This is a genomic window from Sorangium sp. So ce362, from assembly GCF_051519845.1.
In the GTDB taxonomy this organism is placed as follows: Bacteria; Myxococcota_A; Polyangia; order Polyangiales; family Polyangiaceae; genus Sorangium.
The window spans coordinates 9918031-9936557 of sequence record NZ_CP150332.1; the positions used below are offsets into that span (position 1 = coordinate 9918031).

At 75.5% G+C, this 18527-nt stretch carries 13 protein-coding genes; 5 read left to right on the plus strand and 8 right to left on the minus strand.

Annotated features, from left to right (window positions below; all coding sequences use genetic code 11):
* Positions 1-45: 45 nt before the first annotated feature.
* Positions 46-1320: a hypothetical protein gene (locus tag WMF17_RS38185; RefSeq protein WP_437645919.1), complete on the minus strand. Its 1275-nt coding sequence runs from the start codon at positions 1318-1320 to the stop codon at positions 46-48.
* Between the two features lie 377 nt (positions 1321-1697).
* Between WMF17_RS38185 and WMF17_RS38190 the strand changes: the two genes are divergently transcribed.
* From WMF17_RS38190 to WMF17_RS38205, 4 genes are read left to right on the plus strand one after another with little or no spacing between them, the layout of a single operon-like run.
* A complete protein-coding gene (locus tag WMF17_RS38190) occupies positions 1698-2816 on the plus strand; it encodes a hypothetical protein (protein WP_437645921.1) in 1119 nt (372 codons plus the stop codon).
* 6 nt (positions 2817-2822) lie between these two features.
* Entirely contained in the window at positions 2823-3173 is a 351-nt protein-coding gene (locus WMF17_RS38195; RefSeq protein ID WP_437645923.1) for a hypothetical protein, read from the plus strand.
* 12 nt (positions 3174-3185) lie between these two features.
* Positions 3186-3827 carry a hypothetical protein gene (locus WMF17_RS38200; protein ID WP_437645925.1) on the plus strand — a complete coding sequence of 214 codons (642 nt, stop codon included), beginning with the start codon at positions 3186-3188 and terminating at the stop codon, positions 3825-3827.
* A complete protein-coding gene (locus WMF17_RS38205) occupies positions 3812-5302 on the plus strand; it encodes a hypothetical protein (protein ID WP_437645926.1) in 1491 nt (496 codons plus the stop codon). The genes WMF17_RS38200 and WMF17_RS38205 overlap by 16 nt, the downstream gene beginning before the upstream one ends.
* Before the next feature lie 410 nt (positions 5303-5712).
* Here WMF17_RS38205 and WMF17_RS38210 read toward each other — a convergent pair whose 3' ends face one another.
* The gene (locus tag WMF17_RS38210) at positions 5713-6624 is read right to left on the minus strand and encodes a Uma2 family endonuclease (protein ID WP_437645927.1); all 912 of its coding nucleotides are present in this window, start codon (positions 6622-6624) and stop codon (positions 5713-5715) included.
* Positions 6625-7413: 789 nt separating this feature from the next.
* Between WMF17_RS38210 and WMF17_RS38215 the strand changes: the two genes are divergently transcribed.
* The gene (locus WMF17_RS38215) at positions 7414-7941 is read left to right on the plus strand and encodes a hypothetical protein (RefSeq protein ID WP_437598326.1); all 528 of its coding nucleotides are present in this window, start codon (positions 7414-7416) and stop codon (positions 7939-7941) included.
* 688 nt (positions 7942-8629) lie between these two features.
* On the opposite strand, the gene WMF17_RS38220 is transcribed toward WMF17_RS38215, so the two are convergent.
* The 6 genes from WMF17_RS38220 to WMF17_RS38245 all read right to left on the minus strand — a co-directional run bounded on the left by WMF17_RS38220 (position 8630) and on the right by WMF17_RS38245 (position 18501).
* A complete protein-coding gene (locus WMF17_RS38220) occupies positions 8630-9577 on the minus strand; it encodes a formylglycine-generating enzyme family protein (RefSeq protein ID WP_437645929.1) in 948 nt (315 codons plus the stop codon).
* Positions 9577-10545, minus strand: coding sequence for a PEGA domain-containing protein (locus WMF17_RS38225; RefSeq protein WP_437645931.1), 969 nt, complete (start codon positions 10543-10545; stop codon positions 9577-9579). The genes WMF17_RS38220 and WMF17_RS38225 overlap by 1 nt, the downstream gene beginning before the upstream one ends.
* Positions 10546-10895: 350 nt before the next feature.
* Positions 10896-11300, minus strand: a complete 405-nt coding sequence (locus WMF17_RS38230) for a hypothetical protein (RefSeq protein WP_437598330.1) — start codon at positions 11298-11300, stop codon at positions 10896-10898.
* 154 nt (positions 11301-11454) lie between these two features.
* Positions 11455-12177, minus strand: coding sequence for a hypothetical protein (locus WMF17_RS38235; RefSeq protein WP_437598331.1), 723 nt, complete (start codon positions 12175-12177; stop codon positions 11455-11457).
* A gap of 163 nt (positions 12178-12340) precedes the next feature.
* Entirely contained in the window at positions 12341-15076 is a 2736-nt protein-coding gene (locus WMF17_RS38240) for a hypothetical protein (protein WP_437645933.1), read from the minus strand.
* The gene (locus tag WMF17_RS38245) at positions 15073-18501 is read right to left on the minus strand and encodes a poly-gamma-glutamate biosynthesis protein PgsC/CapC (protein ID WP_437645935.1); all 3429 of its coding nucleotides are present in this window, start codon (positions 18499-18501) and stop codon (positions 15073-15075) included. The genes WMF17_RS38240 and WMF17_RS38245 overlap by 4 nt, the downstream gene beginning before the upstream one ends.
* Between the last annotated feature and the right edge of the window lie 26 nt (positions 18502-18527).

The following is an 18527-nucleotide window of genomic DNA, read 5'->3' on the forward strand; positions in this document are numbered from 1 at the left end:
GCAGGAACACGTGGACTGCACACCTGGCTTACTTCACGACATGTCTCATGGGTCTTCCCACGAGGGCTCGACCGCGGGCCGCTCCCGCTCGATGCTCCCGCTCCCCTCCTCCTGCCGGTCGCGGAACGGGGTCACGCGCGGCGGGAAGTCGCGGAGGCCGCGGCCGGCGGTGGTGTCGTAGCGGGCGAAGAGCAGCGCCGAGAGGCGGGGGGACGTCTCTGCGGGGCTCGGGATGTCGAACAGGAACGTCCCTTCCGCGCCCAGCGACACGCGGTGTCCGCGCGAGAGCCAGCTCCAGAACGTGAGCCCCGCGGTGAACGCGTCACGCAGGAACGCCTCGTCGCGCGTCTCGTTCTCGGGCCGGTAGCTCGCGAGCCAGCCGAGCTGGATCCACGGGAACAGCCCGCGGCCGGGGAGCAGATCGAGATCGAGCGTCGCGTCGATGCGGTCGAGCGTCGACGGCACCGGGCTCAGGCGCAGCGACGTGCCCGCCGTGACGAGCGCGTCGACGAACGGCCGGTGCCGCAGGCGCGCGCCGACCGAGGCCTGCGTCCGGTGCTCGGCGGCGTACGGGGTGAAGATGTCCTTGTCGGCGCCCGGGAGGCCGCGGAGCGACTCGTCGACCGCGAGCAGCGTGAAGCCTGCCCAGGGCGAGAGCGTGAGCTCGCCCAGCGGGATCGACCAGAACGCGCTCGCGCTCGCCCTGCCACCCAGCGCGCCCCCGGCGCCCGGCTGGAGGACGAGGCGACCGCTCAGCGCGACGCCGGGGACCCAGCCGCTCGAGCCGAGATCGAAGCGCGCCTCGGCGCCGACGCTCTCCGGCCCGTCGCGCAGGCGCCCGAACCCCGCGGCCGCGACCCAGGCGCGCCGCTCGATGAGCTCGCGGTGCACGTCGACGCCGAGCTCGAGGAAGCGGAGCGGCAGGCGGAGATCTTCCTCCGTGAGCTCGCTGTCGACGAGGCGCGCGTAGGCGCCGACGGAGAGCGGCCCCACGTCCGGGTCCTCTCCCACCGGGGGCGCCGGCCGGAGCGGCTCGTCGGCGGGCGCGAAGGGCGCGGGCGACGGCGGCGCGGGCGGCGGCACGCGCGGGCGAGGCGCGCCGTTGGCGACGGCGAGCTCGACGCGGAGCAGCGCCCTGCCGCCGGGCGAGGCGACGCGCAGCACGTGCGGGCCCTCGGGGAGGACGGCGACGCGGGACTCGACCTCGCCGCCGAGCCAGAAGAACGGCTCGCGCGTGACGCCCAGGCGGCGCGCCTCGCGGTCCTCGGAGGCGTCGAGCGCGATCGTCCCCTCCTCCAGCGCGCCGGGGGGGGGCCGCACCGGGCGCGCCGGGAGGGGCCGCGCCGGGCGCGCCGGGGGGGGCCGCACCGGGCGCGCCGGGGGGGGCCGCGACGTCGAACGGTGTCACCGAGAAGCGCAGCTGGCCGGCGGGCGTGGCGGCGGCGACCTCGGGATGGCAGGCCGGGTCGCCGCCGTCCGCGAGCGCGGCGCGCGCGCGGGGCGTGGCGGCGCACTCGTAGGCCGCGCGGGCGCGGATGCGCACCACCGTCGGGCCGACGAACGCGAGCTCCAGGGGGCGGGCCGGGTCGATGTCGTTCCAGGTCGAGAGGACGCGGCCCGAGTAGGGCTGCGCTGCACCGGCCGCCGTCGCGCGGATCCAGCCGAGGACGCTCCGATCCGCCGGAGGCCGCGCCTCGATGCGGTGGCTGCCCCTGGGCACCTGCACGACGCAGCGGCCGGTCATCGGCGCGGACGCAGCCGTCGGCGCGGACGCCGCGGAGCACGCGACCGGCGCGCCGTCGAGCGTGATCGAGAACGCGCAGGGGGTCTCCTCGCGGTCGAGCGCCCGGCAGACGCCGTCGAGCACGATCGCGCCCGGGGCGGCGCGGTCGAGCCGGAACTCGGCGCGCGCGCCGTCGGTGATGAGGAGCGACGCCTCCGGCGCGTCGACGAGCGCGCGGCGCACCCGCACGCGGAGCGGCAGATCGCGCTCGGCCCTGGCCCGGATCTCGAGCGTGGCGGTGCCGGCCGTGGCGTCGGCGCGCGGCGGCACGGCCCAGCCGGTCGCCGGCGCCAGCCGCGCGAGGGCGGCCGGCGGGAGCTGGAGCGGCGGCGACGTCGCGGCCGGCGCGAAGCCGGCGGGAGGCGCCGCGCCCGGGGCGGCAAGCGCGGTGTTCCCGGAGGACGCCGGCGCCGCGCCCTGGCCCGCGTCGGCCTCGCGGGCGGCCGCCTGCACGGCGAGCTCGGCGAGCGCGAAGGCGCGCAGGGTGAGCAGGCGATCGGGCGCCGGCGCGGCGGCGGCCACGTCGGTGGCGAGGTTCGCGGCGCGGGAGAGCGCGGCGGAGGAGCCGTGGGCGAGCCCGATCCGGGTGAAGGCGTCGGCGGCGATCCGCGCCTCGCCGGAGCGCTCGGCGAGGAGGCCGAGCAGGAGCGCGTCCGCGCCCGAGCTGCCGCCCGCGGGGCCGGCGAGCAGCGCGACGCCGCGCCGCGGGTCGCCGGCGATGCCGGCCGCGCGCGCGGTAGCGAGGGGCGCGCGGTCGTCGGGCAGCGGGAGCGGCGGCACGCGCGCGAGCAGGCCGAGCGCGACCGCCGGCGGGCTGCCCGGCGGCAGGGCGAACACGGTCGACGGCGGCGCGCCCGCGGCCGGCGCGCCGGGGAGCTGCCCGGCGTCCCCGAGGTCGTCCTCGGCGGCGCGATCGAGCGCGGCGAGCGCCGGGAAACCGAGCACATCGAGCGCCTCGGATCGCTGCGCGTGGAGCGGCGCGCGGGCAGCCGAAGGCGCGGCGCGGAGGGCGCGCGTGGCGCTCCGGATTTGATCGAGCGTGCCGTCGACGGGCGCGCCGGGCGGCGGGCGCGCCGGCCTGACGACGCGCGGCGCGGCGGGCGCGGCAGGGTGCAGGCGCACGGCGGCGCGGAGCAGCGCCGGCGCGGCGGTCTCGACGCGCAGCTCGCCCGCGCCGACGGGGACCGGGATCTCGATGGATCCCGTGGCGCCCGCGCGCACCCAGGCCTCGTGGACGACGGCGCCGGCGCTCACGCGCAGCACGCGCGCTGCGCCGCCGGCTGCGGGCGGCGCGCCGGCGCCTGCGGGCGGCGCACCCGTGCCTGCGGGCGGCGCGCCGGCGCCTGCGGACGGCGCCCCCGTGCCTGCGGGCGGCGCGCCGGCGGCCTGAGGAGCTCCCCCCGTGGCGCCTTGCCCTTGCGCTCCGGGCGCTCGCGCCGCCTCGCTCATCACGGCGGCCGGCGCGAGGACGACGCGCGCCACCGTGGCGCGCTCCGGGTCGGGGAGCGCGAAGGTCACGGCCCCATCGACCCGGGCCCACTGCACGATCTCGCGCAGCGACCGGCAGGGAGCTCGCCCGCTGCGCGGGATGCGCGCGAGCACCGGCGGCGCGTCCGCCGGCCGCTCGAAGGTGCGCACCCCGGGCGCCACCGCGACGACCGAGGTGAGGCCGGCGCCGCCGTGCACCGCGGCCGGCGTGCCGTCGATGAGCACCGACGACTCGCGGACCACCTCGCTCGCGGCGCTCCGGAGGAGCACCCGCGCGTGGGCGCCCGGCGGCGCCTCGACGTCGAGCTGCGCGCGCGGGGCGTCGAGGAGCGTCCAGCGGAGCCCGGACGCCGCGTTCGCCTCGCAGAGCGCGTCCGCGGCGGCGCGCGGCGATGCGCCGGCTCCCCCGGGCGGCGGCGCGTCGCGCGGCGGCGCGATCGAGCTCCACGCGATGACGCCCTCGGGGATCTCGAGCGTGTCCCACGGGGCCTCGCGCGCCCAGGCGGTGCGCGCGAGCGGCGCCGCGCTCTCGATGTCGCCGTGGCCGAGCGCGTAGCGCTCCGCGAGCGGCGCGCCCGCTGGCCGGCGGCCATCGAGCGGCGGCGACAGGGCTGCGCCCAGCGCGGACACGGCCGCGGCGTCGTCCGGGTGCGCGCGGTCGCCGGCGCGCTCGCGCGGCGCGGCCGCCCCGGCGGGGCTGGACCGGGGCGCGGCCCCGGCGCCGGTGCTCGCGCGCGCCGCCCCCCCGGCGGCCCCCGACCAGGGCGCGGCCCCGGCGCCTGGGTCGGCGTGCGCCGCGGCGAGCCGCGCGAGGGCGGCGCGCTGAAGGGGAGCGGCGCTCGCCGCCGGCACGCCCTGCGCCGCCGCGTAGGCCTGCGCTGCGCGCGCGAACGCCGCGGCGGGAGAGGGCGCCCACCGGACCGCCTCGGCGAGGAGCAGCGCCCGGAGCGGCGGCGGCACGGCCGGCCGGGCTGCGAGATAACGCGCGGCCTTCGCGGCGTCCGGCGCGGCGGCCCGATCTGCGGCGGCGAGGAGCCGCGGCGCCTCGGCGTGGGCCGCGCGATCGCCGGCCGGCTCGCGCTGCGCCGCGCGATCGAGCAGCGCGGCGCGGTCGCGCTGCGGCGCGAGGAGCTCGGCGACGCCGGCGCGTTGCCGGTACCCGCCGGCGGCGACGGCGATCTCTCCCTCGACGACGTCGACGGTCGCCGCGCGCGCGTCGACCGGCAGCGGCACCCGGATCCACCGCGGCTCTCGCCAGCGCGCGGCGTCCGCGAGCCGCGGCCCGGTGCGCCAGGCGATCTCGCGCACGACGGCGCCGCCGGCGCGGATCACGACGCGCGTCGCCCCGTAGGCGCGCGGCCGGAGGGCGATGCGCAGCACGTCCGCGCCGGGCGCGTGGAGCCCGAGCCGCGCCCCGGCCCCGAGCGAGCGCCATGGCGTGGCGCGCTCGACGGCCGGGAGATCGGGACCTGCGCGGCCTCCGCGCAGCTCGACCTCCCGCGCGATGAAGTAAGGCTCGACGAGCGGCCGGAGGAGCAGCGATTCCTCGAGGTAGCGCGCGGTGAGCCATGCGGCCGCGGCGGGCGCGAGGCGCGCGGAGGCCGGCGCGGCATGCGCGCCCGCGGCGCCCGGCGCCGACAGCGCGGCGCGCGCGGCGTCGACCCACCGGAGCAGCGCGCCCGCCTCGCCCGGCGCGGTGGCCGGCGCGGGCGCGCGGCCGCCGAGCCACGCGGCGACGTCCTCGTCGAGGCGGTACCAGGCGAGCGGCGCGCTCTCCCGCGCCGCGACCCGCACCGCGACCGGCGAGCTCTCCGCGCCGCGCGGGACGGCCGCGCGCACGGCGACGAAGCGCGCGCTCGACCAGGCCGGCACCGCGACGTCGCGCGCCCCCCCCTTGAGCGGGGGCAGCGGCATCCACGTGATCACGTCCGGCGTGTCCCCGACGCCGGAGCCGAGGCCGATGCCCGCGACCTCTCCGCGCACCTCCAGCCGGTCGCCGGGCTCCACGGGCACGAGGAGCAGCTGCTGTAGGGTGAGCGCGACCGGCCTGGTCGGGTCGGCTGCGACGGGCGCGGCGCGCGTCCCTTCCGGAGCAGGCGCGCCCTGCTCCGGGCCATCCGTCCACGAGACGACCCGCGCGCTGTCGGGTGTCACCCAGGCGAGCGGCTCTGCGGCCGCGGCCTCCCGTGCGCCCGGGGCCATGCCGAGGGCGAGCGCGAGCGCCGCGCCGAGCAGCGCGCGGCGGGCGGCGGACGCGGCCAAGGCGTCGAGATCCACGGCGATTACCCTTGCACCATGCCCACCGTGCGCCCCGTGCGCCGTGAGCTATCGGGCTAACCGATTTCCGGCATCGAGCGCAAGCGCGCCATCGACGAGCGCGCGGCGCGCCCCTCGCGGTGGCGGGGCGCGCCGCACTCGCTGTAGGGGCAGCTCTCCGGGCGTCAGGGCAGGGGCCAGCGCCGCTCGCGCTTCAGCCGCTCCAGCAGCGCTGCGAGGGCCGTCCCGTCGAGCTCGATGAGCGACGCCTGCTCGTCGAGCGACAGTGTGATGCCGAGCACGTCGCACACGTCCCTCACGGCCTGCTGGAGACCCTCTTTGCGTCCCTCGCGGAGGCCTCTGTCGCGGAGCGACTCCAGGCTCGCGTGGCCCTCGCGCTGCAGCAGGTTGGTGAGTGTGGCCTGCTGCGCTGCGGCCCGCTCGTAGAGCGCCTCGACCTGCAGCGGGTTCTGCAGCACGCCGGGCGCGTGCAGCAGCTCTCCCGGGAGCGCGCGCCGCGGCGGCGCGCTGGGCGCGTGCACCTCGACGTGGCGCGGGGCTTCGAGGCGGACCACCCAGACCCAGCGCGTCCCGGCGGCCAGGAGGTCGTGGATCTTCTGCGCGAGGCTCGCCTCGTCCTCGCCGAGGTCGGCGTACTCGATGGCCAGCGCCGGCGCGCCCGCCACCCAGCCCGGCGACTCGGGCACGTTGCCCACGGCCACGTGCGGCGCGCGCAGCTGCTCGGGCGCGGGGCTGTAGCCCGTGTCGACGCCCGCCTCGCGGACGGCGGGATCCCAGGCGACGACCGCGCCGCCGAGCAGGTGGGCGACCGAGGCACGTCCGCCGCTGGGCGAGCAGAAGATGGGGTGTCCGTGCGACAGCTCGTACGGGTCGCCTGGCCGGACCTGAGCGGCGCGGAACGGCCCGCGCGGGTCGGGGCGCCCGGCGGGGAGGTCCGGCGCCGCGGTGTCCAGGCGAGGCGGGGGCGCCGGGGCCGGCGCGGGATCGAGGTGGACCGGCGCGGGGGCTCGGGTCGCTGCGGGGTCGGGCGGAGGCGCGAGGAGCTCTGGAGCTTGCACGGGATATTTGGGTCGCATGCAGTGGATTCCGGGCTCCCCGGAGGGCTGGTCACGGTTTCGCCCTCCGGCGGGCTCGGCGGGGTGCTGGCGGGCAGCGGGCAGGGGCGCGATGCAGAGGATTGGGGTGGCCCCATGACCCTGCGAAAAACGCCGTCAGGTGACCCCATGAGGCTGCGAGCTGGCCAGACGCCGAGTCAGACCGAACAGAACTTTTCAGCGACGCTCCCCTCGGAGAAGCGGGCATCGTGATGGCTCTCGAGGTCGACGAGGGGGGGTGACAGATCTGTCCAAGGGGGGCGACGACGATCTCGCCGTCTATTCGCGCGGGTCGCAGCGGCAATAGAACAAGGACGGTCGGACGCGAGCCGAGGGTCCTCGCAGGTCCTGACCAACGCCCCCTAACAGAAGGTGACGACGATGAATTCTCCTGTTCTTTCCTATCGATTGTTGGCCCGCTGCGCTCTCGGGATAGCCGCGCTCTACCTCGGAGCTTGCGCTTCGGAAGGTGACCCGGACGACGGTTCGGGGTCGGGAGGCGCCGCGACCGGAGGGACGACGGGCACCAGCGGTCCCGCGATCGGAGGTTCGACGGGTGGTGGGACAGGTGTCGGAGGCGCCAGCACCAGCGGAGCGAGCTCGGGAGGAGCCCTGAGCGGCGGCACCGGCGGAGGTGGCACCGGTGGCGCAGGCGAGGGCGGAGCAGCGACGGGTGGCCATGCGACAACGAGCAGCAGCGCCGGAGCGGGTGGAGGGGGTGACGACCTGCCTCCGACGGGAGAGAACTCGGTCGCGTACACTGGCTGCTCGATGGCCAACAACATCGGCACTGGCTACAAGCGCGTTGGCGGCAAGGTCATGTGGAACGCTGACAGCTATCAAACGGGGGCCATGGTGGTCCAGAACTGGACGAACCCCAACAGCTCTTCCTGGCAGCTCTTCGACCGGAAGATGGAGTCGATTGGAGGGAAAGACGTCGTCAAAGCCATCATGGTGCAGATCTGCATCTTGTCCCAGAAGGCGACCGACACAGAGCTCCGTGACATGGTCAACGCGGCGCGCCAGCACGTCAACCCGGGCACGCATATCTACATCGTGGGTCAGCCAGTCTACAATGCAGGACACGACTGCTTCATCGCGGGAGCAGGCGGCGCCGACTGGACTGACATGAAGGCACGAGAGCTGGCCAACGACTCGACGATCAACGAAAACATGAGCTACCTCGGGAAGTTCATCCTCGACAATGACGCGGGCGAAGTCAGCGACGGCTGCCACGCCAGCAGCCCGAAGGGCGAGGACGTGCTGGGAGAGCAGGCAAAGGCATTCTTCGGGGGCTGATCGGAGCACAGGCCGAGCGAAACCGAGCTGCGATGTCGACGGGCGCGCGCCATGCGGAGGGGCGCGCGCTCCGCTGGCGAAGCCCCGTGGCGAAGAGGGTCGATGATGAGGCGCTTCAATGGACGAACCGTGACGTCGCTTGCCCGTCGTTACCACACCGTCGGCATCGCGCTTTTCGGGCTGCTGCTCTCGGCAGGTTGCACCTGCGGAGGCGATGAAGGGACCGCGGCGGGCGAGTGTCTGGATTGCGGGTGGCGCCGATGTGGTTCCGGACATCACCGGTTCGACCCCCCTCGGGACACCGGAAACGGCCGCGAGAGACCGGTTCGACCCCCCTCGGGACACCGGAAACGGCCGCGAGAGACCGGTTCGACCCCCCTCGGGACACCGGAAACGGCCGCGAGGGACCGGTTCGACCCCCCTCGGGACACCGGAAACGGCCGCGAGAGACCGGTTCGACCGCCATCAGGGCACCGGAAACGGTCGCGAGGGACCGGTTCGACCGCCCTTCCGAGCTGGCAACGGGCGGCGGGTACGACCTGGATGGTCTTCGCTCTGCCCGTGCTCCCGCTTTGACTTTGCCGCAGGCGCACCTGGCCAGTGATCTCAGCCGCGTGCCCATGTGGCGGCCAGGCTGCCTACTAGCCCTGTCCGATGTACCGGCAGGAGCGCTGATGCAGTGAGCCCGCTACTCGTCTCGCGCGCAGCGGAGACCGTAAAAGGACAACGTCCTCTCCGGCAGCTCGCCGATGCGGTACGTCGGGCTGAGCGTCTCCTCGGTGTGAGAGAACGCTCCTCCGCGGGAGCCCCTCCCGAAGCCTCCGTCGCTCAGGGCCGCGCAGTTGCTGCACGCCCCCGTCAGATCGGCGTGGTAATCGAGGACCCACTCGAACAAGCTCCCCGCCAGATCGGCCTGCTCCCATCTCCCGTCCCCCGCCGGGGACTTGGACCCGACACCCGGGATCGGGCACACCGTCGTCGTGGTCTCGCAGCCGAACACGGCCAGCTCCTGGCTCGGGGCCTCTTCTCCCCACGGGTAAGCCCGATGCTGGTTTCCCCCGACGGCAGCGTAGTTCCACTCCGCCTCCGTGGGCAGCCGGCCCTCATCCCAGGCGCAGAAGGCGAACGCGAGATACCAGCTCACGCAGTTGATGGGCGCCGCCTCATTGCCGGTGGGCTCGTCGGTCCACGTCCGGAAATTGGCGTCGCACTGGAGCGACGCCCGCAGCTCGCCCTTCCCCGCGGGCAGCTTCGCGTCCCATTCCGGGTCCCAGCCGCTGCCCTGGATGAGCGGGTGCGCGCCCGCGCCCGCCTTCGGCCGGGCCGCCGGATACCCCTCCACGAACTGCCGGAACCGCCCCACCGTCACCTCGAAGCGATCGAGGTGAAAATCGGCCACCGTGGCCGGAAAGCCCGCGTCGTTCAGGCGGTTGAACTGGCCGCCCACCACCTCGCTCTCCGCGCAGCAGCTCTCGCCGGCCTCCGGACCGCAGCTGGGCGCGACCTGTTCGCAGCGCGGCAGGACGAACACGTTCGGCTCCACGTCAGGGATGCACGCGCCCCCGGCGACCAGCGAGATCGCGATCGCGACCAGAGACCTGAAGAAATGCATTCGCACGCCCTCCCCTGTGCGCATCAGAAGCTCCCGGAGATGCTGGCGCCGGCGCCGGACGGCGCGATCCAGGGCAGCGCGACGGCTCCCTGCGCCGGCGCAGACTCCTTATCGCCGTCCGACCGGACGATCCCGTAGACCGCAACCCCCATCGCCACGAGCCCCGCGCCGCCGAGGCCGACGAAGAGGCCGAGATCGCGGTTCTTGCGCGCATTGTCGGCCGCGAAGTCATAGCCGGGCTTGCAGTACGTCCCGCCCGGGACCTCGCGGCAGCTCTCGCGCAATGCGCTGATCGCGGACAGATCATCGATCAGGAACCCGACCGACGCGCCGACCAGGGCGATCCCGGCGGCCCCCGAGGCCCAGGCCCAGGCCGGGACGCCCCCGCCCCCCGGCGCTTCGCTCGCCTTCGCGGGCGCCGCCGCGGCCCCGGCCGCGGCCACCGGCCGCAGCGTGAGCGCGACCGTCTCCGTCTGGCCCTCCGCGAGCGTGATCGCGCGGGCCTCCGTCTGGTGCCCGGGGGCGCTCGCGCGGATCTCGTGCGGGCCTGGATCGATGGGCAGCGGCTCGCCCAGCGCGGCCGCCGGGAGCGTCGTGCCGTCGCGCTGCACCTCCACGCCGGAGGGCGCGCGCTCGACCACGATGCTGAGCTTCGGCATGCGCGGCTCGAGGGCCGCGATCTCCTTCTGCGCGATCTCCTCGAGGCTCCGCCGCCGCTGCTCCCCCGCCGTCTCGCGGTTCAGGACGAGGGCGCGATTGTAATCGTGCCACGCCGTCGCGAGCTTGCCTTCGCGCTCGTGGCACCGCGCGAGGTTGATCATGGTGCTCGCGGAGGGGTTGAGCGCGAGGCTCGCCTCGAACTTCGGGCACCCCGCCGCATAATCGCCCTTGTCGACCAGCGCGCGCGCGGCCTTGAAGAGCGCCTCGGCGGCCACCGGGTCACGCGCGGGCTCCTGCGCGCGCGCCGCCGAGCCGCCGAGAATGACCGCCACGGCCGACGCGAGCCCGGCGACAGCGCTCCTGCCCGGCGTGAGACCCGCACCACGGCGAGTGTCGGCGAGTTGAGGGATCGCCGCTGAAAGGAGGCCTCTCCCGAGCGGGCTCGTTGTCGTTTCCGCCATGTGTGCTCGTTCCGCTGCGGCGACCCCGGGGCCGCGCGGGGAAACCCTACAGCAAACGCCGCCGAATCACCAACCGGCCAATGATCCAGCGAGGTTTCGCTTGACGCGAAGAGCCCCGTCCGCGAGGAAGACGTCGGCGAGGTGAGCGGCTTGCCGCCTCTGCGAGCGCCAGCAAAGTGCGTGCCCGCCGCCCCCGCTCGGCCACAGAAAGTGGAGCAGCGTCAGAGATCCCCACGCTCCGCGCGTTCCAGGAGCGCGAACAGATCCGCGCGCCGACCGACCGCGCCGACGAGCTCGCGCTTCAGTCGCTCCGCCGTGACCACGCGATAACCGCCCTTCACGATGCGGGACGCCGGCAGCTCGCCCACGATGCACGCCAGGAGGCGCGGCGGGCCCGGCCAAGGGCGAATCAGGACGGTATCGCGGTGAGGCTCGGCGCTGACGAGCCCAGCCGCGGCGAGGCGGTCGAGCGGTGCGGTGTCGAGCAGGTAGGCCTGGACGTCTTGGCTCGAGAGGAAGCCATGCCCGCGCGAGAGGCGCATCGCCGTGTCGAGCGCGAACGCCGCGTCATCGCGTAACGCATCGATGACGGTCTCCCGGTCAGCAACCATGACGCGCGCCGCCAACGTGCCCTCGAGGCGAAAGGCGATGGGGACGATGCCAACCATCCGATTCCACAGGGGGCCAGCGAGCTCGCGCTGGAGGCGCTCCCTGCGAAGCCGGACCCGCGCGCGCCGCAGCTCGGCGAGGCGCTCTTCCGCGGTGAGGGCTCTCCGCGGCTCAGGCATGGATCCGCGCCAGCATGGCCTCGAGACGCTCGAGCCCTATCTCGATTTCACGCTTCGTCGAGACATACCCCTCGGCTCCGGCGTCAGAAAAGAGAGGATCATGAGCCAGGGCTATCAGGGCGTCTTGCGCGGCGCCGCGGACATCTTCGAGGCGTACTGGCTCGATGGTTCCCAGGAGGCGTACGACGTCGGCCTCGAACCGCTCGTCGCCCGCGCGCTCCGCGATGACCAGGAGCGCCTGGATCTTGTCCTTCGTGCCCTTGTGCGCGCGCTCGGTGAGCAGCTTGGTCACCACGAAGCCCGCCGGTGTGAGCGCTCGGCCGCCCTGCGGCAGCGCCGTCGTCGCGTTCAGCTCGCCGACGACGCGAGACAGGTCCTCGAACACCATGACACGCAGAAGCCCCCTCCCTCCGATGTGATCGCCGGCCTCCGGTTCCCCGTGCCCCAGGAGGTCAAAGACGTCTCCGTCCGGGCCCAGGAAGGTCGCCGTCCCCGCCTCGTGCGCGAAGCCCTGCTGCGCGAGCGCGTCCACGATGTCACGCCCGTGCTGCTCTACCAGCGGTTCAGGGATCGAGATGTCGATGTCCTCGGTCAGCGCCGGGACGCGCGTGTCGAAGCCGAAAAGACCAGAAGAACCGACCAGGACGGCATCGTCGCCGACCGGGGTCTGCCGGAGTGCGGCGAGGACGCGAAGCGCGGCCGGGCGGCTGGTCACGGGAGTGAGCATAGCGCAGCCGCCAGATTCGGACGCCCACTCTCGACGTCATCGGATTCGACGCCACTCGAGGGAAGGGACCGCCTCACGGCGCACACGGGAAACCTACCCTACGGGGCGCCCCCCTGCGCCCCGGCGCCCCCCGTTCCCACCCGCTCCCTCGTCACGGATCGTCCTCCACCCACAGCCGCGGTCCGTTGTCCCGACCCGGCGCCCGCTGCCCGACCAGGACCGCCCCGACCCACACCGCCTTCGCCGGCTCGCCCGCGTCGCCCGCCTGCGGCCCGAGCAGCGACAGCCGCACAACGCGCTCTCCCGGCGCGAGATCGTCGCCCAGCCGGATCACCCCGCGCCCCACCCCGTCCGTGCCGCGCCGGTCCGTCGCCGCCTCCCACAGCGTCGCGCGCGTCAGATCCCCGCCCCGGCCCGCCAGCACGCCGTCCAGGATCGTCACCCGCCGGAAGAACGCCGCCTCCCGCGACGCGGGCCTCGCCCCCTCGAGCCGGTAGCGGATGCGGTAGTCCGCGTTCTCCCCGGGCGTCACGACGAACAGCACGAGGTGCAGCGTCTCGCCCGCCCCCTGCTTGAACCGGTACGTCATCGGCCGGGCGCGCGTCAGCTCGAACACGTCGCGCCGGCGCACGATCGCCCCGCCGTTCGCCGGCGGCGCGTCCGTGTACGCCGCCCCCGCGTCGCCGAGCCCCTCGATCTCGACCCGGCGCGCGCCCGCCGGCGCCGCCACGCGCAGCGCGCCCGACAGCGCCACGATCGGCTCCTTCAGCGCCACCTCGCCGTCCACGCGCACCGCGACCTCCTTGCCCAGCGACGCGCGCGCGGCCCGGTAGATGACCGACAGCCGGCCGGCCCGCGCCCCCTCCCCGTCCACGCGCACGTCCTTCGCCACGAGCAGCGGCGTCCACGCGTCGCCCGGCGACGGCTCCCCCGCCGACTGCCACGCCGGCATCAGCAGCCGCCGCCGCACCGGCGCATGCTCGGGGGTGAGGATCCGCTCCGGGCGATCGGCGTCCGACCTCGCGCCCTCCCCCGAGCGCTCGATCCGCACCTGCTCGCGAAGATCCGAGAGGCGCTCCTTCCGCTCCAGATCGTCGAGGTTGAACGCGCGCACGTCGGTCCACGTGCTCACGTCGAACGGCGCGTAGCGCCACGTCTCGTCCTCGGCCAGCGTCACCCGGTAGGGCAGCCGGTACAGCGTCTCGTTCACGCCCGGCTCGATCGTGCGCAGCCGCATGCGCGTCCTCGCGTCCCCCGTGATCTCGATCCGCTCCACCCCCGCCGGCGGCCGCAGGATCGCGAGCCGCGGCTCGGACGCGTCGAGCCCGTCGTTCCACCACTCGAAGCGCGATCGCGGGAGCGTCACCTTGAGCTCGGCGCGCTCGGACGGGCCCGGCCCCCACCGCGCCACCACCGTCGCCTCGCCCTGGTTCGCGCCGCCGCCCGTCTCGATCTCGGTCCGGATCAGCAGCCCGAGGAGCTCCTGCCCGGGCGCCATCCGCGCGATGACCGGATCGCTCGGATCCAGCACCAGGTAGCGCACGATGCGCACGTCCGGCGGCGTCTGGAGCCGCACCGGCGCGGCCTGCGCGGCGCCGGGGGCGTCCGCCGCCGGCCCCGGCGCCGCGCCGGGGGCGTCCGCCGCCGGCTCCGGCGCCGCGCCGGGACCGCCCGCGCCCGCGGGCGGGGGCATCGCTGGATGCACGATCTCGCCGATCTGCTGCATCGCGTGCGCCTCCGGCGCGCCGAACCGCACGCCGAAATCCGGGCCGACCCCGTCGATCACCACCGTCCGGATGTCCTCCCGCGACAGCCGCACCGTCGCCCGCCCGAGCGGGCCGAGCTCGACGCTCGCGGGCGCGCTCGCGCCGTCCGCGACGCGCACGGTGCGGCCCGGCGGGCCCTCGATGTCGAGCGACAGCGGGCCGCGGAAGTTCAGCGCCGCCGCGTGGCGCTCGCCGATCACGAACTCGGACGCGCCGCGGCCCTCCGCCCGCGGGAACGGCATCCGGAACCGCCGCAGGAGCAGCCGCGACATCTCGTAGTCGATGCCCTCGCGGCCCCCGGCCTCGAGCCGGCGCGCCCAGCCCCGGAGCAGCTCCTTCCGCGCCGGCTCCGGCAGGTCGGCGAAGCCGAGCGCCGACACCCGGCGCCCCAGCTGCCGCCGCTCCTCCGCGTCGAGGCTCTGCTCGTAGAGCGCGCGCGACGTCTCGCTGCGCTGGTAGCGCCCCTCCAGCCGCGACAGGATCGTGAGCTCGATCGGCTTGCCGTCGCTCCCCACCGCGGGCTTCGCCCGGAGCCGCACCTGCCCGCCCTGCGGGAGCACGTCGTGCGTGATGAGCAGCGTCGAGCGCGGATCCGTCACCGCGCCGCCGCCGCGTTCGAGCCGCGCCGCGTACTCGCCCTCGCCGAGCGGGCGATCCGGATCGCAGCTGACGCGGCTCTCCAGGTCGTACACGTGCCGCGCGACCTCCTTGCCCCGCTCGTTCACGAACGCGGCGACGAAGCCGTAGGGATAGCGCCTCGCCGAGTCGCAGATGTCGGCCTTCACGGCCGCCCAGGTCGTCACCTCCACCGCGTCGATCTCGGCCGGGATCTTGATCGCGAGGTCCCGCTCCGGCTCGATGTGGTAGGCGAGGATCTCGTCCTCGGCCGGCAGCGAGCTCCCCAGCGGCGGCGCGCCCGGCAGGAGCGAGAGCGCGAACGCCGTCACCCCGAGCAGCGCCATCGCGATGAGCCAGCGCGGGTTCAGCGCCTTGCGCGGCGCGCCCACCCGCGCGCGGAAGCCCCCCGTCGCCGAGCGCGCCCGGAGCGGCGGCCGCGCGGGGCGCGGCGGCGCGGGCGCGTCGTGGCTCGGCGGCTCGCGGCGCTTCGCCGGGGCGGTCACGGGGTCGCCTCCTGCGGGGCCGCGCCGGGCGCCGCCGACCCGGACGCAGGCGCCGCCGACCCGGACGCAGGCGCCGCCGACCCGGACGCAGGCGCCGCCGATCCGGACGCAGGCGCCGCCGATCCGGACGCAGGCGATCCCGAGGCCGCCGCGCCCGGCGAGGCCGCCCTGGCCGCCTCGACCCTGAGCGCGCTCGTGCCGACGGTGACCGCGCGCCGCAGCCGCACGCCGCCGGGTACCGCAACGCCCGGGATCGCGACGAGCGCACCGTCGATCGGCAGGAGCTGCGCCTCCCCCGGCCGGGCCGCGATGACCCACGGGCGCCCCGTGATCACGTCGCGCCCGAACTCCACATGACACCGCGCCTCGACCCGCGCCGAGAAGTGCTCCCTCAGGTAATACGGGTTCCGCTCGGTCGTGTAGCGGCGGAAAATTTCCATCGCAGAAAAAAGATCGCACTCCGCCGTCACGCCCCGGGTCGGGCACGCTTCGTCCCCGCTCGCGCCCGCGCCCGAGCTCCCCGCGCACGTCGCGAGCGCCTGCGCGCGCCCGGCCACGTCGAGCGGCGCGGGCGCCACGCCGAGCCGCGTGAGCCGCGCCTCGAGGCGCGTCTCCCCCTGCCCCGGCGCAGCGAAGCGCCGGAGCTCGAAGAAGCGCCGGATCGCGCTGCCCAGGTACACGATCGCGAACCGCCCCTCGGCGAACCGCTTCGCGTAGGCCATCGCCATGTCCGTCGCGCCGCTGAACGGCACCTGCTCGCGCGTGCCGTCGAAGATCCCCACGCGCAGCTCCAGATCGCGCAGCGTCTCCAGCAGCGGCCCCGCGAAGGTGGGCACGTGCTCTGGCCGCACGACCTCGTACCCGAACGAGATCACCGCGTCCCGCTCGTAGGTCCGATCCGCCTCGATCGCCTGGACCGACAGCGCGTTGCCGCCGTCCCCGATCCAGACCTCGTGCGCCCGCTGGAAGAAGCTGCGCAGCCCCTCGGCGCGCCGCACGTCGGCGGCGCCGTTCGGCTCCGCCGTGGGCACCGCCCCCGCGAGCAGGAGCGACTGCGCCGAGAGCGCGTCGGCGAGCGCGAGCCCCGCGCCGAACGCCCCGATCTGCCACCGCGGCGCGGGCACCTCCACGAGCATCGCGCCCGTGAGCGGCGACCTCACCGCGTCCGGCGACGGCGACACGGGCAGGACGCCGCCGATCGATGACGCCGGGCCCGCCGGGCCCGCGCGCGGCGGCACCGCGGCCTGATTCGCCAGCACGAGCCACGCGGGGTTCCCGCGGCGCTCCGGGCCGCCCTCGGCCGGCCCAGGCTCGGCGATGCCCCACACTGCAGGCGCGGCGTCGCTCCCGCCGATGCGGATCTCGCGGAAGCCGAGGCGCCCGAGGAGCGCCCGCTCCCACGCGGTCGGCGGCGTCGCGCTGGCGGCGTCGCCGGGGCGCGTCGCCGCCGCGATCAGCCGCGGCGCCACGACGCTGTCGAACAGCCGCAGCTCCTCGAGCGACGGCGGGCGGAACCGGCCCGGCTGGACCTCCGTCAGGGACACCATCCGCTTCGCGAGCTCCTCCTCGAGGGTCCCGCTCCAGCGCACGACCTCCGGCGCGCCGAGCATGCGCGCGCCGACCGCCTCCGCCACGTGGCGCGGCACCCGGAGGCGCGGCGCGTCGGCGAGGAGCGCGTGCTGCTCGGCCGCCGGTCGGAACCTCATCGCCGTCTCGGCGCCGAGCCCCTCGCCGATCGACACGACCGGCAGCCCCGCCGGCGTGCCCACCACGCTGAGCTCCGGCCCGTCGCCGCCGCCCGGCTCGACGATCAGCACCTGGGGGCCCTCCAGGGCCTCGATCATCGAGGCCGCGAACGCCTCGTCGTGCCGCCGGATCGCGCCGTGGCGCGACAGCAGCACGACCCCCGCGGCGTCGAGCAGCTCCGCGACCCGGAGCGCCACCGCCGGCAGCGCCGAGCCGACCTCGGTGGGCGCCGCCAGCACAAGCCACTCGGGCGCCGACCCCGGGCTCCGGCCGGCGCGCTTGCGGATCGCCGCCCGCGGCGCGCTCGGCGTGTCCTCGGGGTCGTCGAACCGGGCGCTCAGGACGTACCACGGCCGCTCGCCGTCGCCCTCGCGCACAACCGAGAGCCGCGCGCGCTCCGCCACGCCGAGGACCTCGTCCTCCGGCCGGCCGTCGTGCAGCACGCTGCGCGCGAGCCGGTGGGCGATCCGCCGCGACTCGATGTCGGCGGCGATCGCGGCCGCCCTCGGGCGCGGGCCGGGCCGCGGCGCCGTGTCCGAGAGCACGAGCGCCAGCGCGGCGCTCTCGATGCGCGGCGGCGGACGGGCCTCGGCCGCGGGCGGCGGCGGCGCGCTGCCCCACCCGAGCGCGACGAGCGCGTAGCCGACCCCGTTGCCGACCAGGAACGCCGTGAACGACACCTGGAGCGTCGGCATGATCACGATGCCGACGTGCTCCTTGTTCCACATCTTCACGGCGAGAAGGCTCGGGAGCAGGTAGCCGAACCCGAAGTAGTCGACCATCTGCAGCCCCGGCGCGAACCGCACCATGGCGAAGCCGAGCGCCATCTTCAGGACGAAGCCGAGCACGTACACGAAGATCATGCGCCTCGGCCCCACGAGCAGCATCCGGGAGAAGGGGCGGACCGAGATGATCCAGCGCGAGAGGTAGTAGACGACAAGCGCCTCGATCGTCGTCGTGAGCAGCTTCGTCGGCTCGTACCAGGCCACGGCGAGCAGGCCGGGCACGAGGATGCCGTTGTAGTCCCAGCCGTAGCGGACGTTGTTGCGGGCGCCGAGCAGCGCGCCGATGACCAGGATGATGTGCGCCTTCGGCAGCTCGAGGAACTCGAGCGACAGGCTCTCGTTGAGGACCTGGAAGCGCGAGACCGAGAGGTTCGTCGTCCGGAGCAGCACGCCGAGCACGAGCGCCGTCAGCGTCGTGACGGCCGCGAGCCGCGGCGCCGCGCGCAGCAGGCCGCTGTTCCAGAAGGCGTTCGCGATGAGCGGCACGAGCACGAGCCCGATGCTGTAGAGCTCCCGCGAGTGCACGAAGTCGTAGCGCGCCGCGGCCTCGGGCACGACGAGGCCCTCGACGAAGAGCCGCACGATCACCGCGCCGACGATGAACAGGTAGAACCGCTCGCGCCCGAACGCCGTGGACCAGGCGCCCGTCCGGGTGATCCAGCGGCCGATCAGCGCGACGAACAGGTACGTCACGATCGACTCCGCGATGATGAACACCGCGGTGACCGGCGCCGCGAAGAACACCGTCGCGAGGTAGCCGGGCACGACCAGCCCCGCGTACGTCCAGCCGAGCGTCTCGGTGAAGAGCGTCCCGAAGACGAGCCCGATCAGGACCGCTGTATGGAGGCTCCGATCGAGCCCGTTCGGTGGGAAGAGCGGCAGGTTCTCGAGCATGCGGCGGGGGCGGCGGGACAGCGGCG

Coding starts and splice junctions, on each gene's coding strand:
- WMF17_RS38190 (WP_437645921.1), top strand. CDS start 1,698: ATGCGGTGGCTGCCCCTGGGCACCTGCACGACGCAGCGGCCGGTCATC.
- WMF17_RS38210 (WP_437645927.1), bottom strand. CDS start 6,624: ATGCGACCCAAATATCCCGTGCAAGCTCCAGAGCTCCTCGCGCCTCCG.
- WMF17_RS38215 (WP_437598326.1), top strand. CDS start 7,414: ATGGCCAACAACATCGGCACTGGCTACAAGCGCGTTGGCGGCAAGGTC.
- WMF17_RS38220 (WP_437645929.1), bottom strand. CDS start 9,577: ATGCGCACAGGGGAGGGCGTGCGAATGCATTTCTTCAGGTCTCTGGTC.
- WMF17_RS38245 (WP_437645935.1), bottom strand. CDS start 18,501: ATGCTCGAGAACCTGCCGCTCTTCCCACCGAACGGGCTCGATCGGAGC.